22 protein-coding genes are annotated in these 21,000 nt (G+C 64.9%); 12 read left to right on the forward strand and 10 right to left on the reverse strand.

What is annotated here, in order from left to right; translation table 11 throughout:
* Window positions 1–7: 7 nt before the first annotated feature.
* Complete coding sequence (locus tag CP557_RS13235) at window positions 8–883, forward strand: bacteriorhodopsin (RefSeq protein ID WP_097380338.1); 876 nt, start codon at window positions 8–10, stop codon at window positions 881–883.
* Between the two features lie 216 nt (window positions 884–1,099).
* Window positions 1,100–1,882 (forward strand): lycopene cyclase domain-containing protein, encoded by a 783-nt coding sequence (locus CP557_RS13240; protein WP_097380339.1) that lies wholly within the window; start codon window positions 1,100–1,102, stop codon window positions 1,880–1,882.
* A 237-nt stretch (window positions 1,883–2,119) separates the two neighbouring features.
* On the opposite strand, the gene CP557_RS13245 is transcribed toward CP557_RS13240, so the two are convergent.
* Window positions 2,120–4,000 carry a PINc/VapC family ATPase gene (locus tag CP557_RS13245; RefSeq protein WP_097380340.1) on the reverse strand — a complete coding sequence of 627 codons (1,881 nt, stop codon included), beginning with the start codon at window positions 3,998–4,000 and terminating at the stop codon, window positions 2,120–2,122.
* Window positions 4,001–4,155: 155 nt separating this feature from the next.
* On the opposite strand from CP557_RS13245, the gene CP557_RS13250 reads away from it, so the two are divergent.
* Both CP557_RS13250 and CP557_RS13255 read left to right on the forward strand, forming a co-directional pair.
* On the forward strand, window positions 4,156–5,802 hold the full coding sequence (locus tag CP557_RS13250) for a globin-coupled sensor protein (protein ID WP_097380341.1): 1,647 nt from the start codon (window positions 4,156–4,158) through the stop codon (window positions 5,800–5,802).
* 167 nt (window positions 5,803–5,969) lie between these two features.
* A complete protein-coding gene (locus CP557_RS13255; RefSeq protein WP_097380342.1) occupies window positions 5,970–7,112 on the forward strand; it encodes a M20 family metallopeptidase in 1,143 nt (380 codons plus the stop codon).
* A gap of 43 nt (window positions 7,113–7,155) precedes the next feature.
* Here CP557_RS13255 and CP557_RS13260 read toward each other — a convergent pair whose 3' ends face one another.
* Complete coding sequence (locus CP557_RS13260; RefSeq protein WP_097380343.1) at window positions 7,156–7,524, reverse strand: hypothetical protein; 369 nt, start codon at window positions 7,522–7,524, stop codon at window positions 7,156–7,158.
* A 237-nt stretch (window positions 7,525–7,761) separates the two neighbouring features.
* Between CP557_RS13260 and CP557_RS13265 the strand changes: the two genes are divergently transcribed.
* The 3 genes from CP557_RS13265 to CP557_RS13275 all read left to right on the forward strand — a co-directional run bounded on the left by CP557_RS13265 (window position 7,762) and on the right by CP557_RS13275 (window position 10,819).
* Entirely contained in the window at window positions 7,762–9,294 is a 1,533-nt protein-coding gene (locus tag CP557_RS13265; protein ID WP_097380344.1) for a carboxypeptidase M32, read from the forward strand.
* Window positions 9,295–9,459: 165 nt separating this feature from the next.
* On the forward strand, window positions 9,460–10,203 hold the full coding sequence (locus CP557_RS13270; protein WP_097380345.1) for an SDR family oxidoreductase: 744 nt from the start codon (window positions 9,460–9,462) through the stop codon (window positions 10,201–10,203).
* Between the two features lie 172 nt (window positions 10,204–10,375).
* The gene (locus tag CP557_RS13275) at window positions 10,376–10,819 is read left to right on the forward strand and encodes a hypothetical protein (RefSeq protein WP_097380346.1); all 444 of its coding nucleotides are present in this window, start codon (window positions 10,376–10,378) and stop codon (window positions 10,817–10,819) included.
* A gap of 357 nt (window positions 10,820–11,176) precedes the next feature.
* On the opposite strand, the gene CP557_RS13280 is transcribed toward CP557_RS13275, so the two are convergent.
* The 6 genes from CP557_RS13280 to CP557_RS13305 form a co-directional block, all read right to left on the reverse strand.
* Complete coding sequence (locus CP557_RS13280) at window positions 11,177–11,611, reverse strand: metal-dependent transcriptional regulator (RefSeq protein WP_097380347.1); 435 nt, start codon at window positions 11,609–11,611, stop codon at window positions 11,177–11,179.
* 130 nt (window positions 11,612–11,741) lie between these two features.
* Complete coding sequence (locus CP557_RS13285) at window positions 11,742–12,236, reverse strand: rubrerythrin (protein ID WP_097380348.1); 495 nt, start codon at window positions 12,234–12,236, stop codon at window positions 11,742–11,744.
* A gap of 94 nt (window positions 12,237–12,330) precedes the next feature.
* On the reverse strand, window positions 12,331–13,551 hold the full coding sequence (gene sufD / locus CP557_RS13290) for a Fe-S cluster assembly protein SufD (RefSeq protein WP_097380349.1): 1,221 nt from the start codon (window positions 13,549–13,551) through the stop codon (window positions 12,331–12,333).
* Between the two features lies 1 nt (window position 13,552).
* A complete protein-coding gene (gene sufB / locus CP557_RS13295) occupies window positions 13,553–14,983 on the reverse strand; it encodes a Fe-S cluster assembly protein SufB (protein ID WP_097380350.1) in 1,431 nt (476 codons plus the stop codon).
* 58 nt (window positions 14,984–15,041) lie between these two features.
* Window positions 15,042–15,947, reverse strand: a complete 906-nt coding sequence (locus CP557_RS13300; RefSeq protein WP_097380351.1) for an ABC transporter ATP-binding protein — start codon at window positions 15,945–15,947, stop codon at window positions 15,042–15,044.
* A gap of 441 nt (window positions 15,948–16,388) precedes the next feature.
* Window positions 16,389–16,997, reverse strand: a complete 609-nt coding sequence (locus CP557_RS13305) for a hypothetical protein (RefSeq protein ID WP_097380352.1) — start codon at window positions 16,995–16,997, stop codon at window positions 16,389–16,391.
* Window positions 16,998–17,243: 246 nt separating this feature from the next.
* Here CP557_RS13305 and CP557_RS13310 point away from each other — a divergent pair, with 246 nt between their 5' ends.
* Complete coding sequence (locus tag CP557_RS13310) at window positions 17,244–17,435, forward strand: hypothetical protein (protein ID WP_211290208.1); 192 nt, start codon at window positions 17,244–17,246, stop codon at window positions 17,433–17,435.
* An 84-nt stretch (window positions 17,436–17,519) separates the two neighbouring features.
* Here CP557_RS13310 and CP557_RS13315 read toward each other — a convergent pair whose 3' ends face one another.
* A complete protein-coding gene (locus CP557_RS13315) occupies window positions 17,520–17,744 on the reverse strand; it encodes a hypothetical protein (RefSeq protein WP_097380354.1) in 225 nt (74 codons plus the stop codon).
* 58 nt (window positions 17,745–17,802) lie between these two features.
* On the opposite strand from CP557_RS13315, the gene CP557_RS13320 reads away from it, so the two are divergent.
* Window positions 17,803–18,123 carry a hypothetical protein gene (locus CP557_RS13320; RefSeq protein WP_097380355.1) on the forward strand — a complete coding sequence of 107 codons (321 nt, stop codon included), beginning with the start codon at window positions 17,803–17,805 and terminating at the stop codon, window positions 18,121–18,123.
* Window positions 18,124–18,210: 87 nt separating this feature from the next.
* Window positions 18,211–18,414 (forward strand): hypothetical protein, encoded by a 204-nt coding sequence (locus CP557_RS13325; RefSeq protein WP_097380356.1) that lies wholly within the window; start codon window positions 18,211–18,213, stop codon window positions 18,412–18,414.
* Here CP557_RS13325 and CP557_RS13330 read toward each other — a convergent pair whose 3' ends face one another.
* A complete protein-coding gene (locus tag CP557_RS13330) occupies window positions 18,415–19,623 on the reverse strand; it encodes a CobW family GTP-binding protein (RefSeq protein WP_097381644.1) in 1,209 nt (402 codons plus the stop codon). It lies immediately after the preceding gene.
* 77 nt (window positions 19,624–19,700) lie between these two features.
* Here CP557_RS13330 and CP557_RS13335 point away from each other — a divergent pair, with 77 nt between their 5' ends.
* Complete coding sequence (locus CP557_RS13335) at window positions 19,701–19,997, forward strand: hypothetical protein (protein WP_097380357.1); 297 nt, start codon at window positions 19,701–19,703, stop codon at window positions 19,995–19,997.
* Complete coding sequence (locus CP557_RS13340; protein ID WP_097380358.1) at window positions 19,997–20,971, forward strand: ArsA family ATPase; 975 nt, start codon at window positions 19,997–19,999, stop codon at window positions 20,969–20,971. Before CP557_RS13335 ends, CP557_RS13340 begins: the two co-directional genes overlap by 1 nt.
* Window positions 20,972–21,000: the final 29 nt, after the last annotated feature.

Raw genomic sequence — 21,000 nt, forward strand, 5'->3', positions numbered from 1 at the left:
CCCGTTCATGCAGTCAGTCCACGACCTCGGTTTCCGCGCCCAGAACGCCGTCCTGCAGAACGGCGCGACGGACCGGGAACTATTCGAGTACGTCTTCGGCGGTGACAACACCCTGCTCGCGCTGTCGTTCGTCGTCAACATCGCCCTCGCGGGGATCACCATCCTCGGAATCGCCTACCTCGGGCGGAACCTGACGGATCCCCGGTCGAAGGCGATCGCGATGGCGCTGATGCTGATCTCGGTCGTTTCGATCTCGAGTTACAGCGGGCTCACGTCGGGGCTGACCCTGGGGATCGTCGAGATGCCGCCGGGCCACCCGGCCGCGGGTGCGACGACGGCCGGCCAGGACGGCGTCCTGACGATGTGGGGCCGATACCTCACGTGGACGTTCTCGACCCCGTTCATCCTGATCGCGCTCGGGATGATCGCCGGGTCGAACTGGACGAAGATCCTCACGGCCTGTGCGTTCACGATCGCGATGTGCGTCACCGGCCTGGCCGCCGCGCTGACCACGTCCTCGCTGGTGCTGCGGTGGTGGTGGTTCGTCCTGGGAACGATCTTCTTCCTCGTGATCGTCTACATCATCCTCGTCGACTGGACTTCCGAAGCGTCGGCGACGGGAACGGCCGGTCTGTTCCGGACGCTGAAACTCCTCACCGTCGTCGGCTGGTTCGGCTACCCGATCCTCTGGGCGCTCGGCGTCGAAGGCTTCGCCATGCTGGACGTCACCGTCACCTCCTGGGGGTACAGCATCCTCGACGTAATCACGAAGTACATCGTGACCTTCGTCGCCATGCTCTACATCGTCGACGAACCCGACGTGATCACCGGCGGGGCGGACTACGGCACCAGCATGCCCGAACTCGTCCCGGGCGACGACTGATCGAACCGATCCCCGCTCGAGCCGTGGTCGATCCGCGACCGACGGGGGCGCTCCCGTCCGGCTCACGTTTTTGCGGCCGTCCTCGGCCGATCGAGATCGAGCGTCCCGATCGTCCCTAACCAGTATGGACACGGCGCTATTGGGCTCCCGTTCGTACCGCCAGTCACGGCGGGTCCGGTTTCCGCCCGCACACCGACGGCGAACGTCGACCAGCTCATGACCGTCCAACTCACGTACTTCGGAATCCACCTCGCATTCCTGCTGCCGCCAATCCTGATTCTGGGGTGGCTCGCGATTCGGCGCGACCGTGCCTGGTGGGGGGTTCGCCCCCTCTCGGGACTCGGCGTCATGATCGTCCTCGCCATCGTCTACACGACGCCGTTTACGAACCATCTCATCCCCGTCGGCGTCTGGTGGTACGGGGAGGGTACCGTCCTCGCGACCGTCTGGCACACGCCGATCGAGGAGTACCTCTTCTTCGTCCTCCAACCGATACTGACCGCGCTCTGGCTGTTTCAGGTGAGACCGATCGCCGAGCGGTCGCTGGCGATTCCTCGCACACACCGACTGCTCGGCGTCGCCGGCGGGCTGGCGATCGCCGCCGTCGGCTGGGTGCTCCTCGGCGACACCGCGACGTACTATCTGGGCTGGCTGCTCCTCTGGGCCGGGCCGGTCCTCGCTCTCCAGTGGGGGGTCGGGTCGACGTACCTGTGGGACATCCGCCGGTCGCTGCTGGTCGCGATCGCCGTCCCGACGCTGTACCTCTGGCTCGTCGATCGGATCGCGATCGAACTCGGCGTCTGGATCATCTCCGACGCGTACACCACCGGTCACGCGCTCCTCGGACTCCCGATCGAAGAGGCGCTGTTCTTCCTCGTGACCAATCTCTTCATCGTCCAGGGGATTACCATGTACATCTGGGTGCTCGATCGAATCGGCGGCCTTTCGACGTGGACGAGCGCAGCTCCGCGGGTTCCGACGAGTTCCGATGACCGGTGACGCGATCGGTCGGCGCGCCGACCTGGGAGCGAGCGCCCGGTTACGACAATACCCTACGACGGGACGACCGTCACCGGATCCTTCGCAATGGACCGTTTTCTCCTCGGGTACACTCCGTTCACCCTCGCGCAAAAATCACCCCTGCGAGAGCGTCGCTCTCGCCGGTCCTTCACTCACTTCGTTCGTGAAGACACCAAAAAACCGCTCGCTCACTCCGTTCGTTCGCGGGTCAATCGTTTACGATGGAACGACCGTCACCGGATCCTTCCGGTCGATCGCTCGCTCGAGTTCCTCCGCGATCGCACTCCCGCGGGACACCTGAATCTCGCCGCCGCGGCTCACCGTCGCAGTGAAGAGGTACTCGCCGGCGGCCTGGATCTCGACGGTCTCGCCGTGGTTGCCGTCGACGGGGATGACGATGTGTCGCGAGGTGATTTCGGGCTGGACCATCTGGCCGGCCTGAGAGCCGCCGCTTCCGCCACCGCCGTTCGCACTCGCGCCGCCGGAACCGCCGCCTGCACCGTAGTTGGGGTTCTCGTCGTGCGTTCGGACGTCGATGTCGATCCCCAGCCGGTTCTCGACGTCGGTGATGCGGCCCCCACCTTTGCCGATGACGCTCGAGATGTCGTCTTCCTCGACGTAGACGACGGCCTTGTCCTGGCTCTTGAGTTCGACGTCGACGTAGCCGCGGGCGATCGAGCGGATCTCCCGTTCGATCTCCTGTTTGGCGATGCGGTCGACGCCGGACTCGTTGGCCGGGCCGCCGTCCTCGTCTTTCAGCGGGACGGTGACGACCTGGCGGTTGAAGGTGTAGATCTCGTACTCTGGCTCGCCGGTCTGGAAGTTCGTGACCTGGATGACGGGGCGGGCGAGGTCCTCCTCGGTGAGTCCGGCGGGGACCTTGACCTCGGTCCTGACGTCGTAGACCGTTTCGACCTCGCCGGCCTCAATGTAGACGACGGTGTCGACGACCTGGGGGATCATCCCGAGTTCGACCCGTCCGACCAGTCGCTGGAGCGAGTCGATCGGTCGCGTCGCGTGGACGACGCCGATCATCCCGACGCCCGCGAGACGCATGTCCGCGAAGACCTCGAAGTCGTTGGTCTTTCGGACCTCGTCGTAGATCGTGTAGTCCGGCCGGACCATCAACAGGGCGTCGGCGGTCTTTTCCATCTCGCCGCCCAGTTCCGTGTACTGGGTGATGTCGGGGCCGACCTGCAGGTCTCGGGGCTTTTCCATCGTCTTGACGGAGTAGTCGTGATCCGCGATGTAGCGGGCGACCGCTTGCGCGAACGTCGACTTCCCCGCACCGGGCGCACCCGAGATGAGGACGCCGCGCTGGCGCTCGAGCAGCCGCTCTTTCAGCTCGTCGGCGTGTTCGTAGTCCTCGATGTCGGTCTGGGCGATCGGGCGGACGGCGGTGATCTCGATCCCGTCGGAGAAGGGTGGACGGCCGATCGCGATCCGGTAGTCCCGGAACTGGACGATCTTCATGCCCGGTTCCGACAGTTCGATGAAGCCGTCGGAGGCTTCCTTCGCGCCGTCGACGACCTCGCGGGCGTACTCGTCCATCGTCGCCTCGTCGAGGGGATCGTCGGCGATCGCCTCGTAGCGCATTTCGCCGAGTTCGCCGCGTTTGGCCTTCGGGGTGGCGTCGGTCTTGAGGTGGACGCTCATCGTCCGGTCGTCGAAGAACTCCTCGACGGCCAGCGTTCCGACCTCCCGGACTTCGGGGGACACGTGTTCGACGTCGAGCCCCTTCGCCCGTGCGACCTCGGACTGGACGATGTCGCTGGTGATGAAGGTCGCATCGAGGTCCTCCGCGAGATCGCGGATCAGGGCGTCGATCTCCCCCTCCGAGGCGTGACCTCGCTCGATGGCGTTGGGTCGCTCGCCGACGTACTCGAGGTCGACGACGCCGTCGTCGGCGAGGTCGGCCAGCCGCTGGAGCTCTTTGAGGCCGTCCCAGCCGCTATCGATCCCGTCGTTTGCCTGCGCCTCGAGTTCCGCGACGACCGCCTCGGGGACGCAGATCGTCGCTCCCTCGAACTGCCCGTCTTCGATTGTCGCCGAGACGCGGCCGTCGATGACCACGCTCGTATCCGGCACGACGTTCATACCTAAACTGGTCGACGTACGCGTATAAGGGTGTCCACAACGAATCCGAAGATGGGGTCGATTCGCGTACAGCCGTCCGTGTGACGGCCACACACGTTCCTATCCGGCGGGAACATACACAGAAACTTAACGGAAACCCCGAACACGTTTGTCGTATGCAACCGGAGCAGACGTTCGGTCGCGGTGGACTCAACGACTTTCTCGACGTCGACGATCTCGTCGATCGGATCGGACTCGACGAGGACGAGGTCGCCTGGCGAAAGGAGTTCATCGGCTTCGACGAGGACGACGAACGACGGCTGGCGGATCTCGAGCCGATGTTGCGGGACAACCGCGAGGAGATCGCCGACGACTTCTACGAAAACGTGTTGCACTACGAGCAGACGCGAGCGATCGTCGACCGATCACCGAAAGACGTCGACGCGCTCAAACAGACCCAGCAGGCGTATCTCGTCTCGCTGGCGAGCGGTTCCTACGATCAGTCGTACTTCCGGAACCGGACACGAATCGGGAAGCTCCACGAAATGCTCGATATGCCCTTGAAACAGTACATCGGGCAGTACGGCGTCTACTACGATCTCATCCTCTCGCGGCTGAACGAGCGGATGCAGCGACAGGTCGTCGACGCCATCGAGGAGTGGGCCGCGGAACGCGATGCCGACGGAGACGAGGGCGGAATCGGTCGGTTCGTCGGCGCACTGGGACTGGGCGGCGGGGACGAGGAGACCCCCGACGGCCTCGAGGAGTCGTTCGAAGCCGCCGTCAGGGACGCAATCGACGACGGCATGATGGACGTCCTCTCCTTGTTGCGGATCATCAACCTCGACATGCAGGTCGCGACCGAAACGTACGTCGACTCCTACGCCCAGCGGCTCGAAGAGTCGATCGAGCGACGCAGACGGCTCGCTCGCGAGGTCGAAGAGGACGTGCAGACGCCGATCACCGAACTCCACGAAGCGAGCGAGGTCGTCGCACGACGCGCCGAGGCGATCAGCACCCACACCGAATCACAGGCGAACAGCATCACCACGGCTGCGGGCGAACTCAACGAGGTCAGCGCCGCCGTCGAAGAGGTCGCGAGCGTGGCGGACGAGGTTCGGACGGAAAGCGAACGAACCGAGCAACTCGCGGCGGCGGGCGTCAACGCGGCCGACGAGGCGCTGGACGAACTCGAGGCGATCGAAACCGCAACCGACCGCGTCGCCGATGCCGCCGATTCCCTGGCCGAGCGGACCGACGAGATCGACGCCATCGTCGAGCGCCTCGACGATCTCGCCGAGCGGACGACGGTGCTGGCGGCGAACGCGAAGATCGAATCCTCTCGAGCGGACAGCGGCGGCGGTGAGACGATGGGGGTGATCGCCAGCGAAGTACGCTCGTTCGCCGAGCAGACGAAATCCGATCTCGCGGAGATCGAAAGCGCCGTCGAGGCCGTCCGCGAGGACGCCGCGGCTACGGTCGAAACGACCGAGGAAACGGTTGCCCGCGTCGATACCGGGACGGACCGCGTCCGGAAGACGGTCGACTCGCTCGAGGAGATCCACGACGCCGCAGAGGGGACCGCGGCGGGGATGGAAGACGTGGCGGCTGCGGCCGACCAGCAAGCACACGGCGTCGAGGCGACGGCCGAAACTCTCGAGGGGCTCTCGGACTCGGCCGACAAGGTCGCGAGCGCTGCGGAATCGATGGCGGCGGCGAGCCAACAGCAGACGGCGAGCCTTCGCGAGGTCCACGACTCCGTCACGCGGCTCACCGACGACGACCCAGGGGTCGAACCGCCGGCGTACGAACGGATCGACTGAGACGGTTTGCTGTCCCGATGTCCCGGTGGGACCGCAGGGCGGTCCCGGTCCCGCCCGCACTGACGGACAGGAGACCGTACGAGGAGTCCAAAAGCGAGGTGCGGTCGGGCCGATCGGGTGCAACCGGTTTCGGAGCACTGAACACGACAGCTATCGATACGCCCGGCATGAGCGTCGTCGATCTGACCCGCGACCTCGTCGCGATCCCGAGCCACCAAGACGAGACCGCTGCCGGCGACTTTCTCGAGGACTGGCTGCGCCGCGAGACCGACGCTGCCGTGACCCGAGACGCTGTCGGAAACGTGATCGCCCGGAAGGGGAGCGGTCCGGAGACGCTTGCGTTCGTCGGTCATCACGACGTCGTCGAGCCGACCGGGTCGCAGGTCGCGAACGCGGACGGAGACGACCCGAGCGAGTACGTCGTCGAGGAGCGCGACGGCCGCCTCTACGGCCGCGGAACGGCCGACATGAAAGGGGCGCTCGCGGCCGCCCTGCTCGCGTTTCGGGACAGCGAGGTTCGAACGCCCTCGAGCAGCCGGACCCAGTCCGGCGATGCCGACCCCGCCGACGAACTCGTCGTCGCGAGCTTCGTCGGTGAGGAGGTCGGCGGGGTCGGCGCACAGCACGCGATCGAGACCGGATTCGCGCCCGACTACGCCGTCGTCGGCGAGGGATCGACCAACTACTCCGGGCCGGACGTCACCGACGTGGCGATCGCCCACAAGGGCCGCCGTGGGAGCACGATCACCGCGCACGGAACCGCGGCACACGCCAGCGAGGCCGATGCCGGCGAGAACGCAATCTATCGCGCTACCGAAGCCGTCGATGACGTCCGCGGCCTCCAGCCACCGTCGGTCGACGTGGCCGGCGAGACACTCGAGGGACGGCTCACCGTCACCGAGATCGATGGTGGATCGGCGATGAACGTCGTTCCCGCCCGCTGTGAATTTACGGTCGACGAGCGGACGGTCCCCGGCGAACGGGCCGCCCTCGAGCGGGTCGCGGAGCCCGCGGGCATCGAGTGGACGGTCGATCAGGACTTGCCGCCGATGCGCTGTACGGACGAGGCCTTCGCCGAGTGCGTTCTCGAGGCCGCCGCCGCGTCGCAGGCGGGGGCTCCCGAACTCGTGACGAAACCCCACGCGACCGACGCGGGCTGGCTTTCACGGGCCGGTACCGAGTGCGTGATCTACGGGCCGTCCGAACCCGGCGAGGCCCACACCGACGACGAGAGCGTCTCGGTCGCCGTCCTCGAGCGGTGTCGCGAGACCTACCGGCGGGTCGCACGGCGGTGGCTGACGGCCAGGTGAGTGCGCCCGGCGTGACCCGGCTGGTCGATCGGTGGACGGGGCCTCAGAGACCCGGAACGCCGACCGCATCGAAGCCCGTCACGCCGAGTGCGGCGAGGGCATAGAGGACGATCAACACGGTGACCCAGGCGATGAGACCGATCATCGCCGCGGCGGTCCAGTCCCCGGGATACCGCCAGTTGATGACCGCGACGTAGGCGATGAGGGCGAGCAGCGGCCCCACGAGCGGGATCCAGCCGACGACGAAGCCGACGATCGCCCAGACGATCGCGCCGATCAGGGCGGTCACGATGGCGTGATCGTAGTCCGCGCGACCGACGATGGCTCGAGCGCCCGCGTAGATGCCGAGCGCACCGATCAGGAGGCTCACGACGAACACGATTGCCGACGCGATTGGTGAAGCGAGGGCCATGGTGGGACGACGTACGTCGGATCGGTGGAACAGTCCGGTGCTTGCAAGTTCCGCATGCCTCTCATCGGCTCACGCGGGAAGCGTGATAGCGGCCCACGGCGCCGTTACTACGGCGTATTGATCGTCTCGCCGGCCGACACGTCCGCCAGTCGTCCCAGCGCCGTCGCTCCCGATCGATCGCGTGCGAGATGCCCGAAACCACGACGTTGATAGCGCTTCCGAGCAAAGGGTACGGCTATGGCGACCGATCAGGCCCAGAGCGACGCGAGCGAGGCCGACACCTACGACCAGTTCGAAGAGCGAGTGCGACGCATCTCGAACGTCGGGAACGCCGCCGGCATCCTCCGATGGGATCAGGAAGTCGTGATGCCCGACGAGGGAACGCCCGCCCGAGCACAGCAGCTCTCGACGCTGTCCTCGATCAGCCACGAACTCCTGACCGCCGACGAGACCGGTGAACTGCTCGAGGAACTCGAATCCACCGACCTCGAGGACGAGCAGGCCGCCGTCGTCCGGGAGGTCCGCCGGCGGTACGACCGCGAGACGAGCGTCCCGCAGGAACTCGTCGAGGAAATATCGGCGACGGCGTCGAACGCCCACCCCAAGTGGAAGCAGGCCAAGGAGGACGACGACTTCGAGCACTTCGCGCCGACGCTCGAGAAACTGGTCGACCTCAAGCGGGAGTACGCGAATCACATCGATCCCGACGCCGACCCCTACGCCGTGCTCTTTGCCGACTACGAGCCATACATCGACCTCGAGACGGCCGAACGGGTCCTCGAACGACTGCGCGAGGAACTCGTCCCGCTGATCGATGCGATCGACGACAGCGATGTGGCACTCGCCACGGACGCCTTCGCGGGCGAGTTCGACGACGACGATCAGGAAGCGCTCGCACGCGACGTGCTGGACTCGCTGGGCTACGACTGGGACCGTGGCCGACTCGACACGGCACCACATCCGTTCTCGTCGGGCACGCAGTTCGACGCCCGGGTGACGACCCGGTTCGAGGAGGACGACCTGCTGGGGTCGATCACCTCGACGATCCACGAGTTCGGCCACGCGAACTACACCCTCGGACTTCCGGACGACGGCTACGGGACGCCGCTGGGCGAAGCGCGGGACCTCTCCGTCCACGAGTCCCAGTCCCGGCTCTGGGAGAACCACGTCGGCCGCTCTCGCCCCTTCTGGGAACATTTCTTGCCCATTGCCCGCGAGCGCTTCCCCGAACTCGAGGACGTTACACCCGAGGAGACCTACGAGGCGGCCAACCAGGTCCATGACGATAACCTCATCCGCGTCGAGGCGGACGAGCTCACCTACCACCTCCACATCGTGATCCGCTTCGAGATCGAACGCGATCTGATCCGGGGCGACCTCGAGGTCTCCGAAGTCCCCGAGGTCTGGAACGACAAGTACGAGGACTATCTGGGCGTGCGACCGGAGACGGACGCGGCGGGCTGCCTGCAGGACATCCACTGGTCCCACGGCGACTTCGGCTACTTCTCGACGTACTCGCTTGGCTCGGTGCTCGCAGCACAGCTGTACGCCGCCGCGGAATCCGATCTCGGCGAGTTCGACGATCGGATTCGCGAGGGCGAGTTCGGCGAACTCAACGGCTGGCTCCGCGAGAACGTCCACCAACACGGCAAGCGCTACGTCACGCCCGACCTGATCGAGCAGGCCACCGGCGAGGGGCTGACTGCGGACTACTTCCTCGAGTACGTCGCGTCGAAGTACGGCGATCTGTACGAACTCAAGGAGTACTGAGACGGACCGCTGTCAGTCAGCGCCGGCGACCTCACGGACGGCTCCGGGCCACTCGGGACAGGGGACCGCATGACGCGCCACCGCCCACCGGCTGTTGCCCGCTTTCGGAGCCTGTCGTTCCCCGACCCTCGTTTTTAGGAGCGGTGCCCGCCTACTCGTCGAACGATGTCCGAGACACTCGAGCAGGGAACGGCAGTCGTAACGGGTGCGAGCTCCGGAATCGGCGCGGCGACCTGCCGCGAACTCGCGGCTGCGGGCGCGAACGTCGTCCTCGCGGCCCGCAGCGAGGACAGATTGACCGAGCTGGCGGACGACCTCGAGACGACCCACGGCGTCGAGACGCTGGTCGTGCCGACGAACGTCCGCGAGGAAGACGACGTCGACGCGCTCATCGACGACACGGTCGATGCCTTCGGCGGCATCGACGTGCTGGTGAACAACGCTGGACTGGCCCGCGGGAGCGAGGTCGAGTCGCTGTCGACCGACGACTACGAGACGATGCAGGAGACCAACGTCGACGGCGTCTTCTACGCGACGCGGGCGGCGATCCCACACGTCCGCGAGCGGGACGGGCACCTGATCTTCGTCGCCAGCTTCGCCGGCCAGCACCCACGACCGGCCAACCCCGTCTACGCCGCGACGAAGTGGTGGGTCCGGGGCTTTGCCAAGAGTCTCGCGGCCCAGATCGGCGACGACGATATCGGGTTCACCATCGTCAATCCCGCCGAGGTCCGCTCGGAGTTCGGAGCAGCAACGGGCGAGTCCTTCGCCGAGCGCTTCGACGAAGACGAGGCCAGCGACCCCGCCGAAGTCGCCGAAGCGATCCGATTCGCCGCGAGTCGAGAGGGCTCGAGCGTGAGCGAACTCGACATCAATCGCCGGGACAAGTTCGCCGATACCTTCCACTGAGACGGATCCCTGTACCGATGGACCGGCGCAACCGCACGGCGGTTCGCGGTTGTACCGTCACTGACGGACAGTCGTCCGTCTGACGGCGGGCGCGATCGATCACGGCCCCGTATAAAACGAGGCTGGAAATGCCGGGTACGGACGCTTCCGCTCCTGGCCCCCTCCCTCGAGTATGCGACTCTCCATTCCGGGCGCACCGGGCGTCTACTTCGATACCGACGCGGAGTCGACGGCGATCAACGTCGCCCTGACCGCCGCCGGCCGACGAGCACCGAAACCCCAGGGGTACGCCATCCAGTTGCTGCCCTATCTCTGGTCGTTCGACGTCGACCTCCGGGACGTACCGACCGACCACCCGATCCAGTACCTCCATCCGGAAGGGGCACGAAGCCTGGGCGACCTCTCACCCCGGCGGGGCGTTCGCGAGGCCGGCACCGAACTCGAGTCCGTGTTGCGATTCGTCTGGTCGGTCAACGACGAACTCGAGTCGGCGACGACACGGCTCCTCGGAACGAGCGACGAGGCGGAGGAAGTCACGATCGAAATTCAGGAGGGACGCGTCGAGGTCGACGGCAGGGAACTCGAAACCGACGAGTTCGACACCCACGACGCCTAGGCGTTGGTGACGGGAACGGCGTCCATTCCTGACTCCGATTGAGACGGGACAGTACGACGAACTGGTTTCCGGAGGCCGGTTGGCTCGCGTTCGTTCCGTTCACAGTCGTCCCTCACGGAGGTAGTTCGATACGACACGGCGACGCCAATAGCAGCCGCTCGTGAGTGTTTGAGAGACGGGGTAGGTCAGTCAGGTGAACGCACGTGGAAACCACGCGCGCTGAAAGGTAGCTGTCTGACCGTGCCGTCGCTCTCCCCTTTCTCGTGTCGCTACAAAACACCTCCGGTACGCGGATCCGGCGAGCGAGACGGCCCATCGAGACCTATCGTGCGTCGAGGGGACGCGCCAACCGAGAACTCAGTCCGCCCGCCCGCTGGCCCCGACCTCAAGCAGTTCACAGCAGTCCCGCTCGGCGTCGAAGCAGTCGGGACACTGGTCGGGCCGGTCGATGATCGTATCGAGTCGCTCCGCGACGGTGTCGTCGATGACGCTCTCGAGGGCACGAGCCTCGTCGCGAAACTCTTCGACCTCGAGGACGTTCGCGAGGAACCGCTCGATGATGCAGTAGGTCTGGAGGGCGTTGTGAGCGCGCTCGAGTCCCTCGTCGGTCAGGCTGGCTCCCTGGTACTTCTCGTGGTCGACGAGTTCGCGGTCCTCGAGTTTGCCGATCATCTCGTTGACGCTGGCCGGACTTACCTCGAGCAAGTCCGCGAGCGTGCCGGTCGATGCGGGGCCGTCCTCGATGCGCTGTGCCAGGTAGATCGCCTTGAGATATTGATCTGCAGTGTTCATCGGATCCCTCCATCGGTGTCACTTCGTCGCGCGACGGTCCCTCGCCGGTGTCCCCGAACCCGGGGGTCGATACGCGTCTCGGACGGCCGCTTCCCGCCCCGGACGGCCGCCGACGTTGCGATCACTCGACTCATGCTCTGTGCTCCATGATCTCGGTCACTTCCTCGACCCCCTCCTTTTCTTCCTCGCGGATGGCCGTCAGCGTCTCGAGGAGCCGGTCACGGTCGACCGCGAACTCGGCGTCGGAGGCCTCGATCGCCTCGATCAGATCGTCGTAGAACTTGTATGCCGTCTCCTCGTTTGCCAACTGATCGTAGAGGACGCCGTCCGTATCCTCCGGCGGGCCATACTGGGCGTCGACCAGGGCATTTATCTCCTCGTATCCGACGGTCTCCGCCTCGAGATCGTCGATCAGCGCCTCGAGTCGCTCGCGATGATCGGCCGACTCCGCGGCGGCCTCCGCGAGCAACTCTTCGACCTCCGCATCGAAGTCCGCCCGCTCTTCGGGCGGTAAGGACTCGATGTGGTGGGCGGCGCGTGACTCGACGAGTTCCTCCAGCACGACCCCGATCTGCAGCAATCGGGTCAGCTGGTGGTCGCTCGAGACACGCTGTCCCAGACTCATGTCTCGACAAGAGAGCCGCTGTTACTTAGTCGTCTCGGAGCACCGACGGCGAAAACGGGCAGTCGAAACGGAGCGACGACGAATCGACCCGTCGCTAGTCGCGCTGGCGAAGCCGTGCGCCGATCAGTGCTTCGAGGTCCTCACGAAGTTCGTCGACGTCGATCTCCTCGAGGACGGGCACGAAGAAGCCCTCGACGAGCATGTTGCGAGCGGACCGCGTGTCGATACCGCGGGAGGTCATGTACAGCAGGTCCTCCTTGTCGACCTGGCCGACCGTGGCGGAGTGGCTGGCCTCGGTGTCGTGGTTGTTGATGATCAGCTTCGGGGAGGCGTCGGCCTCGCTCTCGTCGGAGAGCATCAGCGTGTTCTCGCGCTGGTAGGAGCTGGTGTCCCAGGCGTCGGCGCCGACGTCCTGAACCCCCTCGTAGACCGAGCGGGCGACGTCGTCGGTGACGCCGCGGGTGACGAGGTCGGCGGTCGTGTGTTCGGCACGATGCCAGACCTTCGCGTCGAGGTCGAAGTGCTGGTCGTTGTGGCCGTAGAAGGCACCGACGATCTGCGTCTCCGAGCTATCGCCGCTGAGGGTCGTCGACACTTCGGTCTTCGTGAGTTGGGTACCGAGGTTACCCTCGATCCAGTCGATCGTGGCGTAGGTATCGGCGATCCCTCGCTTGACGGTGAAGTTGTAGGCCTCCTCCGAGAGGTTCTGGAGGCTGCCGTACTGGACGTAGCTGTTCTCGCCGGCGGCGACTTCGACGACGCCGCTGTAGTATTGTTCGTCCTGCTCTGCGCCCGTCGACTGACGCTCGAGGATCGTGACCGAGGACGACTCCTCGGTGACGACGAGCGTGTAGTTGAACAGCGAGCGGGAGTTCTGCTCGGTTCGGATGGCGACGTCCTCGGCGTCGACGCCTTCGGGGACGTAAATGACCGTCCCGGTGCTGAACAGGGCCGTCGAGAGCGCCGTCAGGTAGTTCTCCTGGGGATCGACGATGCTGCCGAAGTGCTCCTTCAGGAGTTCCTCGTGCTCGGCGACGGCGTCGCTCCAGGACAGAACCTCGGCCTCGTCGGGACCGACCTGGTCCTTGTTTTCGGCCGCGTTCAGCGGATCGACGAGGGATTCGAAGTCCAGATCGTGGAGGTTCGTCCAGTCACGACCCGGCGTCCGGATGACGTCGGGCATATCGAGAGTCTCGAGGGCCTCGAGGGCCTCGAGACGGGTCTCGAGGAGCCACTCGGGCTCGTCGAGATCCCCGCTGATTTCGCGTACCTGTTCTTCGGTCAGATTGGCGTGTACCTGTGTTCCTGCGCTCATATTATCCGAGGCTCCCCTCCATCTCGAGTTCGATGAGGCGGTTGAGTTCGACCGCGTACTCGATCGGCAGTTCCTCCGTAATCGGTTCGATGAAGCCGGCGACGATCATCTTCTTGGCGTCGTCGTCGTCCAGTCCGCGCGACTGGAGGTAGAAGATGTCCTCGTCGCCGATCTTGCCGACGGTCGCCTCGTGAGCGACGTCGACCTTCGACTCCTCGATCTCCATGTACGGCATGGTGTCCGAGGTCGAGTCGTTGTCGAACATCAGCGCGTCACACTCGACGGCGGTGCTCGCGTTCTCGGCACCGTCGGCGATGTGGACGAGGCCACGGTAGTTGGTACGGCCGCCGTCCTTGGAGATCGACTTGGACTCGATGGTCGAACTGGTGTCGGGCGCGTTGTGGTAGACCTTCGCGCCGGTGTCGATGTCTTGGCCTTCACCCGCCAGGGCGATGGTGATGTGGGTGTCGGTCGAGCCGCGACCCTTGAGGATCGTACACGGGTAGAGCATGGTCACTTTCGATCCCATGCTGCCCGAGACCCATTCCATCGTGCCGTTCTCCTCGCAGATGGCGCGTTTGGTGTTCAGGTTGAACGTGTTCTTCGACCAGTTCTGGACGGTCGAGTACTGCACGTGAGCGTCTTCGCCGACGAAGACCTCGACGCCGCCCGAGTGGAGGTTGTGGGTGCCGTACTTGGGTGCGGAACAGCCCTCGATGTAGTGGACTTCCGACCCTTCCTCGGCGATGATGAGCGTGTGCTCGAACTGGCCCATCCCCTCCGAGTTCATTCGGAAGTAAGCCTGCACCGGCATTTCGACGGTGACGTCCTCCGGAACGTAGACGAACGACCCACCGGACCAGACGGCCCCGTGCAGCGCGGCGAACTTGTTGTCGCTCGGCGGCACGCAGGTCGTCATGAAGTGCTCTTTGACGAGCTCGGGGTGCTCCCGAACGGCCTCGTCCATGTTACAGAAGATGACGCCTTTTTCCTCCCACTGTTCCTGCATGTTCTGGTAGACGACCTCGGACTCGTACTGGGCGCCGACGCCCGAGAGGGCGTTCTTCTCGGCTTCCGGAATGCCCAACTTGTCGAACGTGTCCTTGATCTCGTCGGGAAGCTCCGTCCAGTCGTCGACGCCTTCCCGCTTGTCGACGTCCGGGCGGATGTAGGGAATGATCTCTTCGACGTCAAGCTCGGAGAGATCGGGCATGCCGGGCCAGTCGGACGGCATCGGCATGTTGTGGTACTGCTTGAGCGCGCGGAGGCGTCGCTCGAGCATCCAGTCGGGCTCGTCCTTGTCCTCGGAGATCATGCGAATGACCTCCTCGGTCAGGCCTTTGCCGGATCGGACCGCGGCGTTCTCCTCCTTCTTGAACTCGAACCGGGCCTCAGTGTCTGTCTCTTTCAGGTGATCTTGATCGGAACTCATATTGATGTAGTTGTGTTTACGGCTGTAGCGTTATTACGGTTGTTCTAGTCGAATCCGGTTACGCGGTGCCGTAGACCTCTTCGCGGACCCAGTCGTACCCCTTGTCCTCGAGTTTCTCGGCGAGTTCGGGACCGCCGCTTTTGGCGATCTGGCCGTCGAGCATCACGTGGACGTGATCGGGTTCGACGTAGTCGAGGATGCGCTGGTAGTGGGTGATCTGGAGGATCCCGGTGCCTTGCTCGTCGCGCAGGGCGTTGATCCCGTTGGACACGTCCTGCAGTCGGTCGATGTCGAGCCCGGAGTCGATCTCGTCGAGGACGGCGATCGAGGGCTCGAGGATGGCGGCCTGCAGCACTTCGTTCTGTTTCTTCTCCCCGCCGGAGAAGCCGGCGTTGAGGTAGCGCTGGGCGAACTTCTCGTCCATCTCCAGTTGTTCCATCTTCTCCTGAAGGATCCCCTGGAATTCGGCGACGCCGATTTCGCCCTCGTCAGCGGGGCCTTCCATCGGCGAGGACTCGAAGCCCTCGTCGTCGTCTTCTTCCTCGACCTCCTCGTCCTCGAAGAGTTCCTCGCGCTCCTCGATCTTGGCGTTCAGCGCCGTTCGGAGGAAGTTCGTCATCGTGACGCCTTCGATCTCGGCGGGATACTGGAAGCCCAGGAAGATGCCGAGTGCGGCGCGCTCGTTGGGCTCGAGGTCGAGCAGGTTCCAGGTGCGCTGGTCCTCGTCGATCTCGATGTCCTCTCCGAACTCCTCGTCCTCGAGGTGGAGCAGGACCTCGCCCTCGGTTACCTCGTAGGCCGGGTGGCCGGCGATGACTTTCGCGGTCGTCGACTTCCCGGAGCCGTTTGGTCCCATCAGCGCGTGGATCTCGCCCGACTGGACCTCGAGATCGACGCCCTCGAGAATTGTCTCGTCGCCCTCCGCCACTTCCGCATGCAGATTGTTGAGTTCGAGGCGTGCCATAGTGTTCTGTCGTCTGGACAGTGGGTCGTATGACTGATAACGGTTTCGTATCCAATTGGATACGGTCTCCTATAGCAAAAATAATTTTTTGTACCGGAAACTCTGACCCGCACGCTAGGAAGCTATTTCTCTGATAGCCGTAGTACTCGGCGACTGTTCGTCCGAAAACTCGGATTCTATGCGACGGATCGTCAGGATGCCATCTCGAATCGTAACGAATGATCAACACCGGGACCGACCCATCGGAACCGGTCGTCTCTCTACCGGCTCGCATCGTCCTCTCGGCTGTCGGACGGTGTCGTGTGGAACCGGCCATTCGCGGTGACGCACACACCGCTTTCCCCTCTGTACGGTGACGCACGCACGTCCTCCCCCTCCCTGCAACTGTCGGCAGGATCGAACCGACCTCGGCAGTGCCGTCGACGATCACCGGGCCGTCGGTTATCGCCAAAACCGCTTTGCGAACCGCGAGATGAGACCTTCCTCGGGGGTCGTCACGTCGTCCCAGAGGGTAAACGCCTCGGCGACGGTGGCGACCTCGCTCGCGACTCGCTCCTGGCGCTCGGGAACGACGACGACCAGATTCACCTCGTAGTGGCCGTGATAGCCGAACTTCAGCAACGTTCGGTCGCGGAAGCCGGAAACGAACTCGCGGACCGCAGCCGGTAGCTCTTCTGTGACGAGCACGAACGTAAAATCCGTCCCGAAGTGTTCCTCGTCGGGGACGACGCGCTCGTCGGCGAGTTCGTGACCGTACTCGACGAACCCCTCGAGTTGCGCGACCGTCGGACGCGACTCGCGCCGGGCGAAGAGGTACTCTTCGGCCTCGTGATCGGCGTAACTCAACGCGGGATGGAAGAACTGCTTTTGGCTGCGCACGCGCATCTCCCCGTAGAGGTCCCACCGCTCGCCGTCGACGCGGCGGTCCTTCTCGAGGTCGTAGTTGTACATCAATCGATCGGAGACCCGGTCGAGGTACTCGTCGTCCCAGTGGGGGACCGCCTCGCGGATTTCTGCCGGAAGCTCCGCCGGCGTCACTTTGTCGCTCATCCTGTGTTGTCGACCCGTACTCGTCGTTCGCAGTTCCGTTTGGGTTCCGGTCGGGCCGATCCCGTGACCCGTTCTCTCATACCATCGATTACCGTCGGGGTGTCAAATAATCGTCGGTGGACCGGGATGGGCCGAGAGCGTCGTAACTCGTCGAGTCAGTCGGTAGGTTTTAGCCGTCGGAGACGAACTAGCGTGTAGATCACACACATGGGAGGGAGAGAAACCGAAACCTGCGGCCGGTGTTCCATGTCGACGGTCGTCGACGTCGCCTCGTCGTCCGACGAGGCGGACGATGGCGACGAGAGCCGGAATCCGTTCGGCGAGGCCGCCATCGAGGTCGACGACGAGACGCTCCGGCGGGTCTCGCCGGGCGCGTGGGCCGGACGCGTTACCGAGTATCTCGACGACGTCGGCCAGCGGCTCATCTATCGCCGCTAGTGGCAGTCCACGCCTGTACTGCAGAGTCGAATCGGATTACACGGCCGGATTCGACCCTGCAGTCGACCGTTCGCGGTGCCGTCATCACGACATCGTCACGAGATACGTCATCGCGAAGAGAACGATCGCAGCCGTCGCGACGTTGACGAATCCGAACTCGATAGCCCCCAGATACGACAGTCCCCAGACGATCGTCCAGGCGAACAGCGTCGACAGCACGGCGTTCATCGCGAGCAAGACGCGGGGATCGCCCTGCGACGACGAGACACCCGCCTCGAACCCGTCGCGTTCCGAATCGCCATCGCTCATACAGGGGAACGACGGCACCGCCACTTAGCTCTTTACCGCTCGAGAGCGACTGACGACTATGGGACTTCGAAACCGCCACGGCTCCCAGGTCGATCCCGTCCCGTTTCTCGTGGTCGTCGGCCTCAGCTTCATGCTCCTGTTGTCGTTTGGTCCCCTGTACGGACGGGCCCTCGGCCTGTCGCTCGAGACGGCGATCGGCGCGTCCGCCGGGTTGTTCGCGGTCGCCGCCGTCGTCGCGTTCTATCGACAGGTGTGGACGTTCTGTCCGGAGATGGCCGGAGCCGTCCCGTCGACCGCCCGTGCGGAACGGCTGTTTTATCTCATCCCGATCCTCACGGCGCTCATCCTCGGGCTCGCCGTTCCGTTAGTTATGGGATAGGACCCTCCGTGCGGTACTGGCCGATCGGTTCGTAGTTGTGGTACACAGTCACACACTATTAATACGGTCACCGACGAACGATCGATCATGGGACTCATCGATTCGATGAAGACAGCCCTCTCTGCACCCGCGCCGAAGAGCCGGCCCGACGACGGCTCCGAGGGCGCATACTGGTGTGACGACTGCGCCGTCCGGATCAGGGACGTCGAACTCGAGGGCGAACCGGTCTGTCCGGACTGTGGCACCGAGATGCGCTTCGAGCGCTCGACGGGCCGCGACTGCGCGTGTTGATCAGGGCTCACGGATGACGACCTCCTCGCCCTGTTCGGTAGGGAAGGGGCCGTCGAACGCCGGTTCCCGCTCCGCGTCGGTGACGAGCGCGTCCTCGAGCGCCGACCGGAGCGCCGCCTCGTCGTAGTCAGTTCCGATAAAGACGAGTTCGGTCCGGCGATCGCCGTGTTCCTCGTCCCACTCGAGGTCCGGGCGGTTCGACCGATACATGTCGCGCTCGACCTCGGGGAGGCTCGCGATCCAGGGCCCCTGTGCGGTGGCCCTGACCGACGGCCCGGCCTGCGCGATCGAGACTCGCATCTCGGTGTCGGCGATCCAAGCAGTCCCCTTCGCGCGGACGATCGCCCGCGGGAGGTTTCGGAGGAACGTAGCGAACCGCTCGGGGTGGAGCGGCCGGCGAGACCGGTAGACGAACGAGGTGACGCCGTACACCTCGTCGGGATGGTGGTGGCCGTGATGGTCGCCGTCCTCGTCGTGTCCGTGCTCGCCGTCGGCCGACTCGAGCGCTCGTTTCCAGCCCGGAAGGTCGTTCACACGGCCGGGGTCGAACAGGCCGGCGCCGAGTAGCCGATCGGGATCGACCGCCGAGAACTCCGTCGGGATCGTCTCGGCCTCCGGCTGGAGCGCACGGACGAGTTCCTCGGCTTCCGTGAGCGCCGCGTCCGAACACAGATCGGCCTTGTTGAGCAAGACGAGGTTCGAGACCTCGACCTGTTCGACGAGCAGGTCCGAAAGCGGCCGCTCGTCCTCGTCTCCCCGCCGTTCCGGTGTACCCTCGCCGCTGAATGCCTCGAGGAACGCGGGCGTGTCGAGAACGGTCACGAGCGTGTCGACGTCGTAGAGCGCCGCGACCCGGGATTCGGTGGTGAACAGCCGCGCGACGGGGGCGGGTTCGGAGATCCCCGAGGACTCGACGACGAGGTGATCGAACGACCGATCACGGGCCAGCCTGACTACGGCAGTCTCGAGGTCGTCCTGAAGCTCACAGCAGATACAGCCGTTCGAGAGCTCCGCGACGCCGTCGTCGACGTCGAGCTCCGACCCGTCGGCGACGAGTTCGGCGTCGACGTTGACCTCGCCCATGTCGTTGACCAGCACCGCCAGCGTCCGGTCGGCGCTCGAGAGCAGGTGATTGAGCAGCGTCGTCTTGCCGGCACCCAGGCTCCCCGAGAGGATCGTCACCGGAATCTCCCCGTCCGTGTCCGTCATCATAGCCCAACACTGGGATCGGAGCGCCTTGAAAGCGAGCCACGAGGGTTTTTAGCGTTCGATACACAGATACTGGCATGGACCTAGCCGATCGGATCGACGCGTTCCGCCAGATACTCGAGGAGTGGCTGCGGGGCCTCTACCACGGCATGGTCTCGCATCCGGCCTACGAGAAGATCGAGAAGGAAGCCGAGGACACCGAAGACGCGTTCATTCTGGCGTGTTTCCCGGACGCCTTCGGCATCCCGTCGCCGGTTTCCTACTACACCGCCGAGTTGCTGCCCTACCTCGAAGACGAGTTCGAATCGTGGGAGCGGCGGCTGTGGGACCGCGGAACGTATCTCGAACGCAAGGGACAGCAGTATCACTTCTGATGGAGCCGTTCGTCTTCTTCGGCGGCAAGGGCGGCGTCGGGAAAACGACCGTCTCGTGTGCGTACGCGATCCGGTGTGCGCGGGACGGCCAGCGGACGCTCGTCGTCTCGACCGACCCGGCCCACTCGGTCACCGACGTGTTCGACCAGCCGTTCGACGACGCTCCGCAATCGGTCCAGGGGATCGACCGCCTCGACGCCATGCAGATCGATCCCGACGAGGAGGTGACCCGTCACTTAGACGAGATCCGGCAGGACCTCTCCGAGCAGGTGTCGGCGTCGATGGTCAACGAGATCAACCGCCAACTCGAGATGGCACACGGAACCCCCGGTGCGTACGAATCGGCGCTGTTCGACCGCTTCGTCGACGTGATGCGGAACGCGGACCCCTACGACCGCGTCGTCTTCGATACCTCGCCGACGGGGAGCACGCTCCGGCTACTCGGTCTCCCCGATCTGCTGGAGAGTTGGATCGACCGGCTGATGCACAAGCGACGGACGAGCATCGACCTCTTCGAGAAGGCCGCCGTCGGAAACAACGAACCGCGCCGCGTGATGGAGGGGGATCCCGTCCTCGCCCGACTCCAGCAGCGCAAGGCGTTCTTCGAGTTCGCCGACTCGGCGCTGCACGACGACGCCGCCTTCTTCCTCGTCCTGAACCCGGACGAACTCTCGTTGAACGAGACCGAACGCGCGATTGCCACCCTCCGAGAGAAAGATCTCTCGGTGCGGGGTCTCGTCGCCAACAAACTCACGCCGTCGCCCGACCCCGACGAGGACGGCCGCGGCGCACGCTACCTCCGCGAGCGCGTCGAGACGGAAGCGGAACGTCTCGAGACGATTCGCTCCGAGTTCGAACCACCGCTGGTCGCCGAAATCGGCTGGCGAAGTGCGGAGGTCAAGGGCGACCGCCTGGCCGACGTCGCAGACGAACTCGACATCGAAACGGCGGCCGAGCCGCCGACGCACGTCTAACCGGGACAGCGGCTGTGCGGGCTCGAGTG

The sequence above is a fragment of the Natrinema ejinorense genome (assembly GCF_002494345.1).
Lineage (GTDB): Archaea > Halobacteriota > Halobacteria > Halobacteriales > Natrialbaceae > Natrinema > Natrinema longum.

Bases quoted from the DNA above. Each gene is read 5' to 3' on its own strand.
- CP557_RS13235 (WP_097380338.1), top strand. From the start codon at position 8: ATGCAGTCAGTCCACGACCTCGGTTTCCGCGCCCAGAACGCCGTCCTG.
- CP557_RS13240 (WP_097380339.1), top strand. From the start codon at position 1,100: ATGACCGTCCAACTCACGTACTTCGGAATCCACCTCGCATTCCTGCTG.
- CP557_RS13245 (WP_097380340.1), bottom strand. From the start codon at position 4,000: ATGAACGTCGTGCCGGATACGAGCGTGGTCATCGACGGCCGCGTCTCG.
- CP557_RS13250 (WP_097380341.1), top strand. From the start codon at position 4,156: ATGCAACCGGAGCAGACGTTCGGTCGCGGTGGACTCAACGACTTTCTC.
- CP557_RS13255 (WP_097380342.1), top strand. From the start codon at position 5,970: ATGAGCGTCGTCGATCTGACCCGCGACCTCGTCGCGATCCCGAGCCAC.
- CP557_RS13260 (WP_097380343.1), bottom strand. From the start codon at position 7,524: ATGGCCCTCGCTTCACCAATCGCGTCGGCAATCGTGTTCGTCGTGAGC.
- CP557_RS13265 (WP_097380344.1), top strand. From the start codon at position 7,762: ATGGCGACCGATCAGGCCCAGAGCGACGCGAGCGAGGCCGACACCTAC.
- CP557_RS13270 (WP_097380345.1), top strand. From the start codon at position 9,460: ATGTCCGAGACACTCGAGCAGGGAACGGCAGTCGTAACGGGTGCGAGC.
- CP557_RS13275 (WP_097380346.1), top strand. From the start codon at position 10,376: ATGCGACTCTCCATTCCGGGCGCACCGGGCGTCTACTTCGATACCGAC.
- CP557_RS13280 (WP_097380347.1), bottom strand. From the start codon at position 11,611: ATGAACACTGCAGATCAATATCTCAAGGCGATCTACCTGGCACAGCGC.
- CP557_RS13285 (WP_097380348.1), bottom strand. From the start codon at position 12,236: ATGAGTCTGGGACAGCGTGTCTCGAGCGACCACCAGCTGACCCGATTG.
- sufD (WP_097380349.1), bottom strand. From the start codon at position 13,551: ATGAGCGCAGGAACACAGGTACACGCCAATCTGACCGAAGAACAGGTA.
- sufB (WP_097380350.1), bottom strand. From the start codon at position 14,983: ATGAGTTCCGATCAAGATCACCTGAAAGAGACAGACACTGAGGCCCGG.
- CP557_RS13300 (WP_097380351.1), bottom strand. From the start codon at position 15,947: ATGGCACGCCTCGAACTCAACAATCTGCATGCGGAAGTGGCGGAGGGC.
- CP557_RS13305 (WP_097380352.1), bottom strand. From the start codon at position 16,997: ATGAGCGACAAAGTGACGCCGGCGGAGCTTCCGGCAGAAATCCGCGAG.
- CP557_RS13310 (WP_211290208.1), top strand. From the start codon at position 17,244: ATGTCGACGGTCGTCGACGTCGCCTCGTCGTCCGACGAGGCGGACGAT.
- CP557_RS13315 (WP_097380354.1), bottom strand. From the start codon at position 17,744: ATGAGCGATGGCGATTCGGAACGCGACGGGTTCGAGGCGGGTGTCTCG.
- CP557_RS13320 (WP_097380355.1), top strand. From the start codon at position 17,803: ATGGGACTTCGAAACCGCCACGGCTCCCAGGTCGATCCCGTCCCGTTT.
- CP557_RS13325 (WP_097380356.1), top strand. From the start codon at position 18,211: ATGGGACTCATCGATTCGATGAAGACAGCCCTCTCTGCACCCGCGCCG.
- CP557_RS13330 (WP_097381644.1), bottom strand. From the start codon at position 19,623: ATGACGGACACGGACGGGGAGATTCCGGTGACGATCCTCTCGGGGAGC.
- CP557_RS13335 (WP_097380357.1), top strand. From the start codon at position 19,701: ATGGACCTAGCCGATCGGATCGACGCGTTCCGCCAGATACTCGAGGAG.
- CP557_RS13340 (WP_097380358.1), top strand. From the start codon at position 19,997: ATGGAGCCGTTCGTCTTCTTCGGCGGCAAGGGCGGCGTCGGGAAAACG.